Source organism: Acinetobacter sp. 'aerobic (ED)' (assembly GCF_904886855.1).
GTDB classification, from domain to species: Bacteria; Pseudomonadota; Gammaproteobacteria; order Pseudomonadales; family Moraxellaceae; genus Acinetobacter; species Acinetobacter courvalinii.
The window spans coordinates 505,785-521,889 of record NZ_CAJHGI010000001.1; the positions used below are offsets into that span (position 1 = coordinate 505,785).

Below are 16,105 nucleotides of genomic sequence, written 5' to 3' on the forward strand. Positions count from 1 at the left end.
CATTTCCACCTTATAAAACGGCTGCTAATTCAGCACCTTGACGAATTGCACGTTTGGCATCCAGCTCACCTGCTTCTTTCGCGCCCCCAATCAGATGAACATTTTTACCATCGGCTTTAAGTTGATCGAACATTGCAGTATAAGATTCCTGACCCGCACAAATCACCACATTATCCACTTCAAGTACCCTGCTCTGACCATCGACGGTAATATGTAGACCTTGTTCGTCAACCTTGTCGTAGCTTGCTCCTGCAATCATTTTCACATCACGATGTTTTAAGCCCGTACGGTGAATCCAGCCCGTAGTTTTACCTAAACCAGCGCCAACAGATGCTGTCTTACGTTGTAATAAGTAAATTTCACGTTCTGACTTTTCCAACTCAGCTGCTTTTAATCCGCCGACATGCTGGTAAGTTGTGTCAATTCCCCACTCTGCATAGAACTTTTCAGGGTTTAAGCTGCCACTATCCCCTTCGTGGGTTAAGTATTCTGCAGTATCAAAACCAATACCCCCCGCACCAATAATGGCAACACGCTTACCAACAGGTACGCGCTCTTTTAAGACCTGGATATAGCTCAACACTTTAGGATGATCAATACCTTCGAATTGTAATTGACGTGGAGTCACACCTGTTGCAACCACGATATCATCATAGTTGGCCTGGCTTAGCTCTTCATAAGTGGCCGTATGATTCAGTACCAACTCAATATTCGGCTGTAATTCAATCTGGCGTTTGAAATAGCGTAATGTCTCGTAGAATTCTTCTTTACCCGGAATAGTTTTGGCGATATTGAATTGACCACCAATCTGGTTGCTGGCATCAAAGACTTTCACTTTATGACCACGACTAGCCGCATACACCGCAAAGCTCAAACCTGCTGGACCAGCACCAATCACGGCAATATTTTTGACTGCATGGGTTTCTTTAAAAATTAGTTCTGTTTCATAACACGCACGCGGGTTGACTAAACATGTCGCAATCTTCATAGAGAAGATATGATCTAAACAGGCTTGGTTACAACCGATACAGGTATTGATCTCATCGCTACGACCTTCACTGGCCTTCAATACAAACTCAGGATCGGCCAGCATTGGACGTGCCATAGACACCATATCGGCATGACCAGAGGCCAATACATGTTCCGCCATTTCAGGCGTATTGATACGGTTTGAAGTAATCAAAGGAACTGAAACTTCACCTTTGAGCTTTTCAGTCACCCATGTAAATGCTGCACGCGGTACTTTGGTTGCAATGGTGGGAATACGCGCTTCGTGCCAGCCAATCCCTGTATTGATAATGGTTGCACCGGCTTTTTCAATTTCTTTTGCCAGTTGAATCACTTCTTCCAGCGTTGAACCACCTTCAACCAGATCCAGCATCGACAAGCGATAAATAATGATGAAGTTCTCACCAACCAACGCACGGGTCCGCTTTACGATTTCAATCGGGAAACGAATACGGTTTTCATAGCTACCGCCCCATTCGTCATCACGATGGTTGGTACGGGCCGCAATAAATTCATTGATCAGATAACCTTCCGAGCCCATGATTTCAACCCCATCATAGCCTGCATATTGTGCAAGCTTGGCGCAGTTGGCAAAGTCATCAATCGTTTGCTGCACTTCGGCTGAAGTGAGGGCTTTGGGTTTAATCGGGTTAATTGGCGCCTGAATCGCAGATGGTGCCACAATCTCAGGCTGATAAGAATAACGGCCAGTATGCAAAATCTGCATGGCAATCTTACCGCCCGCTTCATGCACAGCCTGGGTAATCACTTTATGTTTGTCTGCTTCGGCAATACTATCGAGCTTAGACGCATGCGCGAAAGTCAGGCCAGCATCGTTTGGCGAGATTCCACCAGTGACAATTAATCCAACATCCCCTTTGGCACGTTCCGCATAGAATGCAGCCATACGCTCATAACCTTGAGGTGCTTCTTCCAGGCCAACATGCATAGACCCCATAAGCACACGGTTTTTTAAAGTGGTAAAGCCTAAATCAAGTGGCTTTAATAAATGTGGATAAGCTGACATGTTTTCTCCTTTGGCTCGCATTCTGCTTGCTAATGCAACTTGTTGCATAAAGTTATAAACAAGATTTGATTTTTATGCAACATATTGCATAATTCTGATGAGTCATTTTTTTATTATGGAACATCATGTCACTCGCCCATGTTTTATTGACCAGCCTATTAGAGAAGCCAAGCACAGGTTTTGAATTGGCTCGTCGCTTTGACCGTTCAATGGGCTTCTTTTGGAATGCGACTCATCAGCAAATCTATCGTGAACTCAATGGTATGCTGAAAAAAGGATGGATTTCGACATTAGAAGAACAAGCTGCAAATAGCCGAAAAAAGACCTATCAAGTGGAACAACTGGGTAGAATACAACTGGCTGCATGGATTGAACAGCAAAGCGAACCTGCACAATTACGCGATGATCTTATGGTCAGGTTAAGGGCTGAAGCTCAACTGGGCGGCAATAGCATTTTGCCGGAGCTGGAACGCCATCTATCGCTTCATAAGGAAAAATTAAGCCTTTATCAAGCCATTCATGCTAAAGATTTTGACAATAGCGAACCCACCAACCGTGTACTGTTCATCCATAAAATGATTCTTGAACTTGGTATCATTACAGAAAGTGAATGGATAAAATGGTTGGAACAGATGATCCCTCAATTGAGAAAGTTTGAGGAAGCAAACGAGACTGGAGAACAATAATGCCATTTTATAGCATGCCGGATCAGGAAAAATTATTTGTACGACGTGTCGGTGAAGGTGAACCTGTGCTGGTGTTGTCAGGTCTGGGCATGCAAAGCTGGCAATGGCTGCCTTTCTTATTTGCCAATCGCAAACAATATGAATTTATCATTCCAGACTGGCGCGGTTTTGGCGGTTCAAAACATTGTGCGATTCCGGATCTGGATGCAATTTCGAGCCACTGGAATGATGTAAATAGTCTCATTGAGCAATTAAAACTGGATCAGTTCATCCTGATGGGCTATTCCATGGGGGCGACCACAGCCATGCATGGCATGAAGCATAGTAATTTGGCCAAGAAACTCAAAGCATATTTACATATTGACCAAACGCCAAAGATCTCTGTCGATGACTCTTGGCAATATGGCTTATTTGGTGAAAAGCATCCGCAATTTAAAAGCCTCCTGCTCGATATTCAAACCTTGTTGCTGGAGTATAAATACGCACAGAAGCTTGAAGATTTACCGAATGATATTCGCTATAAGCTAGTGAGCTTATGGGGCGCCTTTATTGAGCTACAAGGCAGTAATAACTATAGTCCGAAAATTTTCAAACTGGCGCTCAATCGTCCTTTCCTACAAAAGTATTTACTCCCGATTCAACGTCTGGATTACTTGCTTTGGTATGTAGAAAACTATCTTAACCATGATGAAGATTATCGCGATGCAATTCGCCAGTTAAATTGCCCGACCACCTTCTTTATTGGTCGTGAATCTACCCTGTACCCTGAAGTGGGACAAACCCTGATCGCAGAGAGCTTGTCAAATGCGACAGCAGTTTATTTCGAACGCTCTGGGCATACACCTCTGATTACTGAACCAAGAAAGTTTAGTCAGGAAATTGGTCATTTTCTTGCGGCTCATTCCATTCAGGCCGCTTAAATTAAGCTGAATAAAAAAAACCAGTCTGATGACTGGCTTTTTTAGCTTTAGTTTTTATGTCGCATTTGTTCAGCCACATCCAGCAAAGCCTGTGCTGTTTTATCCCAACCCAGACAACCATCAGTAACTGACTGACCATACGTCATATCACAGGAAATTTTTTGATTACCATCCACCAGATGACTCTCAATCATCACACCACGTACTTTCGATTCAGCACGCTCTGCAATGATTTGCTGCAAGACTTGGGGTTGTTTTAGCGGATCTTTAGCACTATTACCATGACTACAATCAATCACCAATGCTGGCAAATGCTTATGTTTGAAATGCATTGCATGAATTGATGCCAGATCATAATTGGTACCATGATTTGAACCACGTAAAATCAGATGTGGCAATGGATTACCTGCACTATGCAGAATCGCAGGCAGACCTTGTTGGGTCATACCGAGGAATTGATGCCCATTCATGGCAGACTGAATCGCATCTAAGGCGATCTGGATCGAGCCATCGGTGCCATTTTTAAAACCAATGCTGTATGGCATGTGGCTAGCAATTTCACGGTGAATTTGTGATTCGCTGGTACGCGCACCAATTGCACCCCAAGCCAGCAAGTCATCAAAATAACCTGTAGCCATTGGACTTAAGATTTCACTGGCAATCGGCAAGCCTTTTTCCACCAGTTGCAAATAAAGCGCACGCGACCTTTCTAGGCCCAGTTGTAAATCTGATGATCCATCTAAATTGGGATCGTATAAAAAACCCTTCCAGCCCACTGTAGTACGTGGTTTTTCAATATAGGCACGCATCACCAGGAAAATCTGATCTTTGACTTGTTCTTGGAGTTGTTGCAGTCGATCAGCATATTCGAGTACTGCGACAGGATCATGAATCGAGCAAGGCCCGGTAATCACCATTAGGCGATGATCTTGTCCTGATAAAATATTTTGAATCGTTTGACGATGTTTTGAAATTTGCTGCGCTAAAGTTGCAGACAAGGGATACTGCGCTTTGAGTTGTGATGGCAAGCTAAGCATTGATTCTTTTGTGTGTGTTTGTGGTTGTGTCAAAGCAGTATTTAAAGCATTCATTTTTCAATTCCTTTGGACTGGCCTTCTTCGCAGTCCTTTTCATTTATTTGAGCAAGAGTGATCTAAGCGATGTTGATTTTTTTGCAAAGTAAAACCAGGTGATCTTGCTAAAATATGAATAATTAAATGTGTACATGCTATTTCTCCTAAAATGATGATTGTTAAAGCATAAAAAAACCTGATCGGTGTTGCCGATCAGGTATTAACTGGTTGGGCAACCCTTTTGCTGCCCGAAACGCATCAGGCAACGATTAATATTGCCAAAAATAAAAGTATGCGTTTGTGTTTACAGTATGCTTTAACATGTTTATTTCAAATATCTAAAAAACGGTGTCTAAGTATTAAATTACGCACTATTTCAGCATTTGACAAGCATTTTTTATGTTTTTTTAATCAGCACTTCAAAATCCTGAAATTTGACCTTTGCCCGCTTAACTCATAGAATAGATGAAAAATACAGCAACACGAGATCACGCCAATGAAGTAAGTCCTATTTTTATCATCAAAATCCATTTTTATTTTTGATGTGCAAAATAGACTTATCTATCATTTAGCAACATTCCTAAAATTATCTATATTTCTCTATTTTGCATATCCTGTTTATGAGGTTTCTTATGACTCAGCAGGCATGTATCGTTTCAAATCTATCGCTTGAATTCGCACAGCACAAAATTTTTGATCAGCTCTCATTCCAGCTCCCCTTAAATCATTTTTGCGGGTTGATTGGACGTAATGGTCAAGGTAAATCACTATTGATGTCTCTGCTTCAGGGGCAATCGCCTGAATTCGCTTATTCAGGCCAAATTAACTGGCAATGCCCACATCAGCATCTTGCTCAGCTTCAGCGTGTACAAGCCCATACCATTGCTCAAGCATTGGATATTGAAGATTTATATCAGTGCTTTGAACGGATTCAGCAAGGTACGGCTTCATTTTCTGATTATGATCAAGTTGAACAGCTCTGGCATTTACCCACCGAATGGCAACACCTGCTAGAAAGTGCAGGATTACCTACTGCACTGGATACATCGACTCAACATTTGAGTGAAGGCCAAAAAACCAAGCTTGCGCTTTGTCGGTTATTTCTTCTTAAAGATCATTATCTTCTTCTAGATGAACCGAGTAATCATTTAGATACTCAGGGACGACAATGGTTGATTGAGCAAATGGCACAACACCCTACCGGCGGTTTAATGATCAGTCATGATCGACAGTTGCTGTCTCATGTGCAGGGTATTTTTGCCTTGAATCAACTGGGGCTACATTACTACGGTGGCAATTATGCACTCTATCAGCAGCAGCATCAGCGACAAGTCGAAGCATTGTCAAATGCAGTGCAGCAAGAAAAACGCGAGTTAAAACAGCTGAAAGAACAACAGCATCAGAGTCAGATGAAAGCACAAAAGCGTAAAAAAACAGGTGAAAAATTAAGAGCCTCTGGTTCTCAGGCTCCTATTTTATTGGATGCCAAGAAAGAACAGTCTGAGCAATCGCTTTCACACCTGCGCAAACAGCAGAGCAAACAGCTTGCAGATGCAAAAGATGAGCTGCAGCAAAAACAAACGCAACTGGAACACTTTAAATCCCAGTCTTTTGAGTTTACTCAAACGACGGGTAAATTAGGTGAAATCTTACGTTGCCAGCAATTGCAACTAGTTTACACAAAGACCAAGCCGATTGATCTGGCTCTATCAGCGAGTGAAAAATTGCATTTACGTGGTGCAAACGGTACGGGCAAATCCACTTTACTCAAAACCCTTCAAGGCTTAATCCCGCCACTTGCAGGAGAAATTTATTGCAAAGCCAGTGTTGTCTATCTGGATCAGAATCTTTCTTTACTCAATGAAAATCTATCTGCCGTTGAATATCTATATGGTTTAGATTCAAATCTGACCGAACAACAGGCCCGTACCCTATTAGGTAACCTACAAATCCGTAGAGAGAAAGCCCTGAGCCCTTTAACAACATTGAGCGGTGGAGAACGTTTGAAAGTGGCATTATTGGGTTTAAAACAACAAGCAGTTGAGCTGTTACTTCTCGATGAACCAGAGAACCATCTCGATATTGAATCTCGTGAGTTACTCGCCCAAGCGATCCGCTCTTTTAATGGCGCTGTGATACTGGTGTCGCACGATGAAAGCTTTGTTGCAGAATGTGGAATCCATGCAAGCTATCTACTAAGTTAATACTTATAGGACTAAATATCAGCATGTTGATCATTTGCACCATGCTGATGTTTATTTAACGCACCAAACCTTGCGGTTGTAAAATAATCAGGCAGGCGCCACAAACAACAACGATCCCACCCAAAATATCCCAACGTGTCAGCATGACCTGGTCAACATAGCGTAACCACATCAAAGCCGTAAAAATGTAGATCCCACCATAAGCCGCATAGATACGACCCGATGCAGCCGGATGTAAGGTTAACAGCCAAACAAATACAGCCAGACTTAAGGCCGTAGGAATCCATAACCAATGTGACTTTCCTTGATTTAAAATCAAATAAGGAAAATAACACCCTAAGATTTCAGCAATTGCTGTGACGAAAAATAACCCAAATACTTTAAGTACTTGGGTTATTGAGAAAGAAAGTTCAAACATTAAGCAGGTTCAGCACTCGGGTTAATATGATCTTCAAATACTTCCAGTTTTAAACCGACATCTTTGCCATTTTCTGTTTTCACAGAAACCGCAACGTTACCGCCATGCTCAGCAAGCTCACCGAATAGAATCATCTCGGCAAGTGGCTTTTTCAGATGTTCCTGAATCAGACGCTGCATCGGACGAGCACCCATCAGACGGTCATAACCATTAGTCGATAACCAGTCACGTGCACTTTGATCGACATCCAGCACCACCTGTTTCTCATCCAGTTGCGCTTGCAGCTCGGTCAAGAACTTATCGACCACTGAATCAATAATCGTGGTTGGAAGTGCTTTAAATTGTATCACGCCATCTAAACGGTTACGGAATTCAGGTGAGAATGCACGTTTCATTGCATCCTGATTGTCTGAACTATGATCTTGTTCAGTAAAGCCAATGCTGGCACGGACTATACTTTCAGCACCGATATTGGTGGTTAAAACAATAATCACATTTCTGAAATCAGACTTTCGACCATTGTTATCGGTCAAAGCACCATGGTCCATGATTTGCAACAACAAGTTGAATACATCTGGATGCGCTTTTTCAATCTCATCAAGCAAGAGTACACAATGCGGATTTTTATGAATCGCATCAGTCAGCAAACCACCTTGATCATAGCCCACATAGCCCGGAGGTGCACCGATCAAACGGGAAACCGCATGACGTTCCATATATTCCGACATATCGAAACGAACCAGTTCGACACCTAACAGCTTGGCAAGCTGTTTGGTAACCTCGGTTTTACCTACCCCTGTTGGGCCAGCAAAAACAAAACTACCGACTGGTTTATCTGGTGCTTTCAAGCCTGCACGAGACAATTTGATCGCTGATGAAAGTGCCGTAATGGCCTCATCCTGCCCAAATACCACACGTTTCAGATCACGTTCCAGATTCTCAAGTACGGACTTATCATCTTTAGAAACCGTTTTCGGTGGAATACGGGCAATCTTGGAGACGATGTCCTCAATATTTTCAACAGAGATGGTGGTACCATCTACTTCCGCTTTTAAACGACGCTGCGCACCTGCTTCATCAATCACGTCAATTGCCTTGTCTGGCAAGAAACGATCATTGATAAATTTCGCAGACAACTCAACAGCCGCAACTAACGCTTTATCATCGTATTCAACATGATGGAAATCTTCGAACTTGTTTTTCAAGCCACGTAAAATTTCAATCGTTTCATTAATACTCGGTTCATTCACGTCAATTTTCTGGAAACGACGAGACAATGCATGATCTTTTTCAAATACCTGACGATATTCCTGGAAAGTGGTTGAACCAATGCAACGCAAGCTACCATTTGCTAATGCAGGCTTGATCAGATTCGATGCATCCATGGTGCTGCCCATGCTGGAACCAGCACCAATAATCATATGAATTTCATCAATGAATAGAATCGCATTTGGATTCTTTTTCAAAGCATTCAATAACTGTTTCAAACGCTTTTCAAAGTCACCGCGATATTTGGTACCTGCGACCAGTGCACCGATATCCAGACTATACACTTCGGCATTTGCCAATGGTTTTGGCGCTTTACCATTCACGATTAACCAAGCCAGACCTTCAGCAATTGAGGTTTTACCCACGCCTGGATCACCCACTAAAAGCGGGTTATTTTTACGACGACGACATAAAATTTGTGCCGCACGCTCAATCTCTTTTTCACGTCCAATTAAAGGATCTGTTTTACCTTTTTGAGCTTCAACATTTAAGTTAAGCGTATATTGCTCCAATGGGCCTGCATTGGCAGATGCTGCATTTTCACCTTCAATATCTTCAACTTCTTCCTCAACCTGAATCTCATCTTTACGTGTGCCATGAGATAAGTATTGAGTCAGTGTCAGACGGTTAATTTGATGACGTTTAAGCAAATAAACGGCAAAAGAATCACGTTCCGAATACATTGCAACCAGTACATCCGCACCTTCAACAGTACGATCGCCGCCGCTTGACTGAACATGGAAAATGGCACGTTGCAGAATTCGATCAAAACTCTCTGTCGGATGAGGCGCCTGTTCACTATTATCACCAAGTTTCGGGGTATGTTGCTCTACATATTCCTCTAGTTCTTTACGCAAAGTAACGATATCAGCTCCACAGGCTTTTAACGCATTCACGGCTGAATCATTATCCAGCAAGGCAAGCAACAAATGTTCAACTGTCAGAAACTCATGTCTCTTTTGACGAGCCATGCTAACAGCCAAACGTAACGATACTTCTAATTGACGACTGAGCATGTAACCCCCTTATATCTTGGGCTCTATCAAAAAAAGAGAATCTTTTAATGAAAAAGCGAATTATTAACTTGATCCGCTGAGCTTCTGTAAACGTGGTTGAATCTACATCTACAAGTCTCTTTGCTTCATATTCTACTGTTAGCATTAGTTGACTATCTTGGTCAAGTTTCAAAACAAAGTATTGTTGTAAAAATTCAATTACAAAGTGGATAAAATCCAGCCATTTGATTAAATATTCAACAAATTTGATGATTTACTTAATAAATATCAGAATAATGTAGTTAAAGTGAATTTTTCGAATATTCATTGTGTCTCTGAAGAATTAAGCCAATATGAATTAACATTTTAAGGATGAATACTAAATCTCAATTTCATCATCAGGCGCTAAACTCCCGAGAAGTGTAGAAACTTCTCAAGTGTTTTGCTATGCGTTTATAGAGCAGGAATAAGTTTTAATGCCTTCACTCTCAGCATAGGAGCCATAACATGGCGCAAGGTCTTGCGCATGAGGAATGGAATTCCGCAAGTGTTTCGCTTTTCTTAAGGCCTTCACTCACAACATATGAGCCATAACATGGCGCAAGGTCTTGCGCAGCTAAAAAGCGTTGCTTTTCTTAACGCTGCTCAGGTTCGATCTGGCATAACAATGGATGGCCTTGCGCGCGGGCATAGTTATTCACCTGATTGGCTTTGGTTTCAGCGATATCACGTGGGTAAATGCCTGCTGTTCCCTTACCTTCATAATGAACGGTCAGCATCACCTGACTGGCCTGATCAAAGTCCATACCAAAATAACTTTGTAGAACTTCAATGACAAAATCCATTGGGGTGTAATCATCATTCATTAAAACCACCGCATATAATGGCGGACGCTTTAATTCAGGTGGGGCTGTCTGTACAACCACTTCACCTTCATGATCTTCCTGCGAATCACTTAAACGTGGATTTAAGTGCCAATCGACATAACCTGATTGATGAAAAGAGTTTTTCACTTCACTTAAATTCATTTGACGCTTGTATCTTCGCATATCCAGTTCTTAATCTAAAAAATTATTGAGCATTCGCTTCGGCTTGAGGAATTTCTGACACAAAGGCAGAACTTACATCCACAGGCTTACCACGTTGCCAGCTAAAACGTTTAATGATTGGTGTACCTGATCCAGTTAAGCGCACTTCAATAAATTGCGGCGTAAAGCCTTTTGGCATGGTCCAGCGGCCAGTTAAACGCTCAAAATCTTCAAAGTTGAAGTTTTTATCTTCTAAAGGTACCACTAAAACTTCAGTATCCTTAATCAGACGTAATTCGACTGAACCTGAAGCACGGCGTTTGTTCGGGCTGACCTGAACAAGATCAATCTGATACTCATACGCATTTTCAGGTAATGACTTAATTGCCATATTTTGAATCGTTAAACTTACACCACCACGTTGTCTGAGGATTTCACGATAAATCGCATTCATTCCCTCAAACTGGGCTTTATCGGCATTGGCCTGATTCACAGATTTGAATAGGTCATCTGCGTTACCTACCGCCATATCACGCTCTTGTACAGCCGCATTTAAGCTCTTACTCACAGCATCCAAAGCGGTCTTCTGTTTCTGGACAACATCTACCAATTGTTCCGCATCAGCATCGTAACCAACAACGGTTAAACCCTGACGGTGTCCGACAGTATAACCCAGCATAAAACTGCTACCGATCAGAACGGTAGCACCAATAATCAAAGGTAAATTCGTTTTTAAAAACTTATTTTTTTCAACGGAACTGTCTGGTGAAGTAGTCGGTTCAACGTTTTCCATCATCATCTCTATCGTTATGATTTGCATCAAAGCACACATTAAAATCGAAATTTAAATGTGTGTGAAGTAAAAAAGCGTTTTTTATGGTAATAAACCAATACCTTCTAAGCCAGCAGCCTCATCAAAACCGAACATGAGGTTCATATTTTGAATCGCCTGACCCGCTGCACCCTTCACTAAATTATCTTGCGCTACCAACACAATCAGCTTATTCGGTTGCGGGCGATAAAGCGCAATTCTGAGCTCATTCGCACCACGAACGCTACGAGTTTCCGGTGAGCTATTCGCAGGCATCATATCGACAAAGCGTTCATCTTTATAGAAATCTTCATAAAGCTTCTGCAAGTCTGTTTGCTGACCCTGTTCATTTAAATCCACATAAATCGTGCTCAACATGCCACGAATCATCGGAACCAGATGAGGCACAAATATTAACTGATCAAACTGACCTTTTTGTCCTGAAATATTTTCCAGTGCTTCAACTATTTCTGGATGATGACGATGTCCAGCAACACCATAAGCCTTGAAATTATCTGCATTTTCACTGTAGATCATACCTAGACTGGCTTTACGACCAGCACCGGATACACCCGATTTTGCATCTACAATGATACTTTGCGTATTGATTAGTTGCGTTGCCGATTTTAACAATGGCGCCAAACCTAATTGTACTGTAGTTGGATAACAACCAGGATTACCAATCACTTGCGCCTGTTTGATCTTTTCGCGGTTTAATTCAGTCAAACCATAGACAGAGTCTTTTAAAATCGCTGGACAGCTATGTTGCATGCCATACCATTTCTCAAATTGCTCAAGATTTTGCAAACGGAAATCTGCCGCAAGATCAATTACTTTAGTATCCGCAGCGGTTAAAACTTCTGCATGCTGCATGGCAACACCATGTGGCGTCGCGAAAAACACCACATCACATTGTTTTAACTGTTCTAAATCCATATCTGAAAACTCAAGTGTCGTATGACCACGTAAACTTGGGAACATATCAGCAACGCGTTTTCCTGCTTCTGTACGAGAAGTGAGAATACGAACTTGAACCTGTGAATGTCTAAGTAATAGACGTAATAGTTCAACCCCTGTGTATCCAGTTCCACCAACAATACCAACAGAAATCACGTGTGACACCTCTAGCTTTCATTTAGGCCAGTAGTATGGCAGTTTGCCCTGTTTTACACAATCTTCAAGTCTCTAACTTTTAAGAAAATAAACACCTGCTATCTGGGAAATTTATGCAGTTATCTTCTGTCTATATTTTTATGAACCCATAATTAAAGACAAATCAATTTTGTTTTATTAAAAATGATTTCACCATTGGTCAAGAAATACTATTGTTTCCGTGAGGGATTCGAATAGAATAAAAAAACATTGCGGTAATAATAAATTTCATGGATGCAAAATTTTGGAGAGCTGGAATGCCTTCTTTGAAACAAAAACAAAGATTAAATCACTATATTTGCTTGGGACTCAGTACCCTGCTATTAAGTTCAACATTGGTTGGATGTGGAAGTGGTGAAAGTGAAGCACCGCTTCCGACTGAAACTCCAACGACACCAACACCCAGCCCAAGAACCTTAAATGTTAAAGTACCGGTGGAGATGCGTAATATAACGATTAAGGTTTATGACAATACAGAAAATACTTTAATTTTAGAACAAAAAGCCAATACCACTACCAACCTTGTGCTTACCTTACCTCAAAACATCCAGAACCGGATTTATAGAGTTGAATTAACAACCCAGCCAACTGCACTTATTTATAATCCATTATCAGGTCAATACGATAACGTATCTACTACTTTAAACGCACTCATTGAATTTAATCTCAACTCAACAAGTAAAAATGTTTTTATTAATCCAAACTCAGAAGCGATTTATCAAAGAGCGCTTATTCGTTCGGGTTACCTTCCAAGTGATACAAAAATTGATCCAACAGGGATTAGCAGCTTACACCTTAAACTGGCTTCCAATGATGTGAATACCGCTTTATTAAGTGCTTTTAATAGTATTGATCTACCTAATTTAAGTCCTGCCTATTCACTCAGTAGTTTTACAACCCAAGATGTCGCTGATTTCCCCGCACTTTATACAAGTATTTTTTTCAGTTTTGGTTATATTCAACAATGGGCTAACACCTTCCCAAACGACTTCTTTAACGAATTTACCAAAAATTTGGCAGTCGATTTAAGAGATGGGCAACTTGATGCAAAAAAAGTTCGGGGTGATAAAACAACTTTAAGAACACTGATTACCACTGCACCAGAAAATGTCGATCCCGCTCAAAATACGCTGTTAAAAATCGCTGCGAACCAGAAAACAATTCGGGATCAATATGGTGCCTCTCTAAAAGAAGCGACCTTAGAACTGGCAAAGAGCTATCAGCAAGATTCAATCAACCTACCAGGCTATAATTTATTACAACAAAAAGTTTATGCTTTCGATCCTCAAATAGAATCTAACGATTCATTTCGCGTTTCTGGCGCTGGAGATTATCGTCGCGCAGTTGGCTTTGTAGATACCACTGCCACCTGCAATGGCTCTGCTTATCCATGTAAGCAAGGCTTAACTGGCATTAATCTGGTGAATGTGAATTTGCCTTCTATTGAGTATTTAATTGGTCATTATGACGATGGTAATGGCTGTCAACTTAATGTGCGGGCAAATGGTGTACTTGAACTGATTAAAGGTTCTCAAAACTATCGCTCAACTCTTGATGCCGACAGTACTGATAATCTATTACAAGTCGATAAAACCACTCATGAATATCTCCTTAATAGCAGCTCATCTCAGCCGACTAACCCGACCTTCCAATATAATTTTATTCAGATCAGAATCAAAGCCAATCAGGTGATCAGTGCAAGTGCTGGCCTTGATAATCGCAAAGCCCCCGATCAACTACAAAGCACTCAATTACAATGTAGTTTTTAAATCACTTAGCGTATAAAACCAGGCACTGGAATTTTAGTTCTGGTGCCTTTTTTAAATAATATAAAGAAAATCAAAATATAATTTTAACCAAACCTTAACATTTTATTATTACTATCCATTTCAACTAATATTTAGGTTGAAATTAAATGAAACTTAAACCATTACTTTTACCCGCCCTTATTTCATTGCTTGTTGGTTGCGGAAGCGACAATGATTCCGCTAATAATAACCAGCCCACCCCACAACCCAAACCACCAACAACAGAACCTCCTATTTCCTCTCCCAACCCACAGCCCGGAGAATTATTAGAACCGGGTGCAAACGGTGATATTCGTCAGTTCGGTGGTGCAACCCGCTTAAAACAAGAACGTACCCAAGCTTTAAAAAATTCTTTAAGTGACAAGACCGTAAAAAATATTATTCTGTTTATTGGCGATGGCACCAGTGATTCCGAGATTACCTCAGCCAGAAACTATGCCGAAGGCGCTGCGGGTTATTTTAAAGGTTTAGATGTTCTCCCTTTTACCGGAAGTTATACCACCTATGCACTGGATAAGAATGGTGCGATTGATTATGTAACAGACTCGGCAGCTTCAGCGACAGCATGGGCTTCAGGAGTGAAGACCTATAACAATGCACTGGGTGTAGACATCTATCAAAAACAGCATGCAACTATTCTGGAACTCGCCAAGAAAGCTGGTTTTGCAACGGGGAATGTCACCACCACAGAGTTACAAGATGCAACGCCTGCTGCCTTGGTTTCCCATATCAGCTCACGTAAATGTTATGGACCAAATGAAACCAGCAAACGTTGTCCCGAAAGTGCACTTGAGAAAGGTGGATTAGGTTCAATTACCGAACAGCTTTTAACAACTCGAGCAGACGTGACTTTAGGCGGCGGTAAGAAAACATTCTATGAAGTAGCAAAAGCAGGTCCTTTCCAAGGCAAGACATTATTTGAACGCGCGAAATTAGAAAACTACCGTATCGTCGAAGACCTCAACGCGTTAAAAGCAGTTGATCGTGCCAATCAAAACCAACCTTTACTCGGTTTATTTGCAGATGGAAATCTTCCTGTGATCTGGACAGGTCCAGCAACTCAATTGGATGGACATAAAAAGGAAGCGGAAAGTTGTAGAGATAATGCTGAATTTAGTGCTTCTACCCCCCGCTTGGCTCAAATGACTGAAAAAGCCATTGAACTGCTTCAACCAAACCCTAAAGGTTTCTTCTTACAGGTTGAAAGCGGTTCAATTGACAAAAGAAATCACGCAGCAGATCCATGTGGTCAAATTGGTGAAACCGTACAACTGGATCAAGCCATTCAAGTAGCTTTACAGTTTGCAAAACAACATGGCGACACTCTGATTATTGTCACAGGTGACCATGCGCATACCAGCCAGATCATTCCTGTGGATGGTGACAGCCCTGGTCAAACAGCAGCACTCAAAACCAAAGATGGCGTCGCTATGGCAATCAATTATGGGACTGCACCTGAAGGTAAAAGCCAGCATCATACCGGCGCCCAAGTTCGTACAGCTGCTTATGGTCCGCGTGCTGCCAATGTATCAGGCTTACTCGATCAAACTGATTTATTCTTCATTATGAGAGATGCTTTAGGCATTAAATAGTTTTAAGGACAGTAGTCTTTCGAGGCTGCTGTCATTTACATGAAAGCGATCATGTTAAAACTGTTTCATTTACCCAAATGCTATACTCAAAATAATCATGTTATTTCACTTTAT

Annotated in this window: 12 protein-coding genes; 5 read left to right on the forward strand and 7 right to left on the reverse strand. The window is 41.4% G+C overall.

From position 1 onward, the window contains the following. Positions 1-10 precede the first annotated feature (10 nt). Positions 11-2,035, reverse strand: a complete 2,025-nt coding sequence (locus JO943_RS02410) for an NADPH-dependent 2,4-dienoyl-CoA reductase (protein WP_202739890.1) — start codon at positions 2,033-2,035, stop codon at positions 11-13. A 125-nt stretch (positions 2,036-2,160) separates the two neighbouring features. Between JO943_RS02410 and JO943_RS02415 the strand changes: the two genes are divergently transcribed. Next, on the forward strand, positions 2,161-2,721 hold the full coding sequence (locus JO943_RS02415; RefSeq protein ID WP_005230699.1) for a PadR family transcriptional regulator: 561 nt from the start codon (positions 2,161-2,163) through the stop codon (positions 2,719-2,721). Further along, a complete protein-coding gene (locus JO943_RS02420; RefSeq protein WP_202739891.1) occupies positions 2,721-3,641 on the forward strand; it encodes an alpha/beta fold hydrolase in 921 nt (306 codons plus the stop codon). Before JO943_RS02415 ends, JO943_RS02420 begins: the two co-directional genes overlap by 1 nt. A 47-nt stretch (positions 3,642-3,688) precedes the next feature. Here the strand turns inward: JO943_RS02420 and JO943_RS02425 are convergent, their stop codons facing one another. After that, positions 3,689-4,732: a 3-deoxy-7-phosphoheptulonate synthase gene (locus JO943_RS02425; RefSeq protein ID WP_202739892.1), complete on the reverse strand. Its 1,044-nt coding sequence runs from the start codon at positions 4,730-4,732 to the stop codon at positions 3,689-3,691. 614 nt (positions 4,733-5,346) lie between these two features. Between JO943_RS02425 and JO943_RS02430 the strand changes: the two genes are divergently transcribed. Then, on the forward strand, positions 5,347-6,918 hold the full coding sequence (locus JO943_RS02430; protein ID WP_202739893.1) for an ATP-binding cassette domain-containing protein: 1,572 nt from the start codon (positions 5,347-5,349) through the stop codon (positions 6,916-6,918). A 55-nt stretch (positions 6,919-6,973) separates the two neighbouring features. Here JO943_RS02430 and JO943_RS02435 read toward each other — a convergent pair whose 3' ends face one another. The 5 genes from JO943_RS02435 to argC all read right to left on the reverse strand — a co-directional run bounded on the left by JO943_RS02435 (position 6,974) and on the right by argC (position 12,552). Then, entirely contained in the window at positions 6,974-7,336 is a 363-nt protein-coding gene (locus tag JO943_RS02435) for a YnfA family protein (RefSeq protein WP_005257818.1), read from the reverse strand. Next, positions 7,336-9,621: an ATP-dependent Clp protease ATP-binding subunit ClpA gene (gene clpA / locus JO943_RS02440; RefSeq protein WP_202739894.1), complete on the reverse strand. Its 2,286-nt coding sequence runs from the start codon at positions 9,619-9,621 to the stop codon at positions 7,336-7,338. Before clpA ends, JO943_RS02435 begins: the two co-directional genes overlap by 1 nt. A gap of 614 nt (positions 9,622-10,235) precedes the next feature. Continuing rightward, a complete protein-coding gene (clpS, locus tag JO943_RS02445) occupies positions 10,236-10,649 on the reverse strand; it encodes an ATP-dependent Clp protease adapter ClpS (RefSeq protein ID WP_165569270.1) in 414 nt (137 codons plus the stop codon). 22 nt (positions 10,650-10,671) lie between these two features. Then, complete coding sequence (locus JO943_RS02450) at positions 10,672-11,421, reverse strand: DUF6776 family protein (RefSeq protein ID WP_005230716.1); 750 nt, start codon at positions 11,419-11,421, stop codon at positions 10,672-10,674. Between the two features lie 81 nt (positions 11,422-11,502). Then, positions 11,503-12,552, reverse strand: coding sequence for an N-acetyl-gamma-glutamyl-phosphate reductase (gene argC / locus JO943_RS02455; RefSeq protein ID WP_202739995.1), 1,050 nt, complete (start codon positions 12,550-12,552; stop codon positions 11,503-11,505). 296 nt (positions 12,553-12,848) lie between these two features. Between argC and JO943_RS02460 the strand changes: the two genes are divergently transcribed. Continuing rightward, on the forward strand, positions 12,849-14,360 hold the full coding sequence (locus JO943_RS02460) for a hypothetical protein (protein ID WP_005286100.1): 1,512 nt from the start codon (positions 12,849-12,851) through the stop codon (positions 14,358-14,360). Between the two features lie 146 nt (positions 14,361-14,506). Further along, positions 14,507-15,991 (forward strand): alkaline phosphatase, encoded by a 1,485-nt coding sequence (phoA, locus tag JO943_RS02465; RefSeq protein WP_202739895.1) that lies wholly within the window; start codon positions 14,507-14,509, stop codon positions 15,989-15,991. The last annotated feature ends 114 nt before the right edge of the window (positions 15,992-16,105 follow it).

What these genes read in the sequence shown, in the direction of transcription:
- JO943_RS02410 (WP_202739890.1), bottom strand. Translation starts at nt 2,035, where the DNA reads ATGTCAGCTTATCCACATTTATTAAAGCCACTTGATTTAGGCTTTACC.
- JO943_RS02415 (WP_005230699.1), top strand. Translation starts at nt 2,161, where the DNA reads ATGTCACTCGCCCATGTTTTATTGACCAGCCTATTAGAGAAGCCAAGC.
- JO943_RS02420 (WP_202739891.1), top strand. Translation starts at nt 2,721, where the DNA reads ATGCCATTTTATAGCATGCCGGATCAGGAAAAATTATTTGTACGACGT.
- JO943_RS02425 (WP_202739892.1), bottom strand. Translation starts at nt 4,732, where the DNA reads ATGAATGCTTTAAATACTGCTTTGACACAACCACAAACACACACAAAA.
- JO943_RS02430 (WP_202739893.1), top strand. Translation starts at nt 5,347, where the DNA reads ATGACTCAGCAGGCATGTATCGTTTCAAATCTATCGCTTGAATTCGCA.
- JO943_RS02435 (WP_005257818.1), bottom strand. Translation starts at nt 7,336, where the DNA reads ATGTTTGAACTTTCTTTCTCAATAACCCAAGTACTTAAAGTATTTGGG.
- clpA (WP_202739894.1), bottom strand. Translation starts at nt 9,621, where the DNA reads ATGCTCAGTCGTCAATTAGAAGTATCGTTACGTTTGGCTGTTAGCATG.
- clpS (WP_165569270.1), bottom strand. Translation starts at nt 10,649, where the DNA reads ATGCGAAGATACAAGCGTCAAATGAATTTAAGTGAAGTGAAAAACTCT.
- JO943_RS02450 (WP_005230716.1), bottom strand. Translation starts at nt 11,421, where the DNA reads ATGGAAAACGTTGAACCGACTACTTCACCAGACAGTTCCGTTGAAAAA.
- JO943_RS02460 (WP_005286100.1), top strand. Translation starts at nt 12,849, where the DNA reads ATGCCTTCTTTGAAACAAAAACAAAGATTAAATCACTATATTTGCTTG.
- phoA (WP_202739895.1), top strand. Translation starts at nt 14,507, where the DNA reads ATGAAACTTAAACCATTACTTTTACCCGCCCTTATTTCATTGCTTGTT.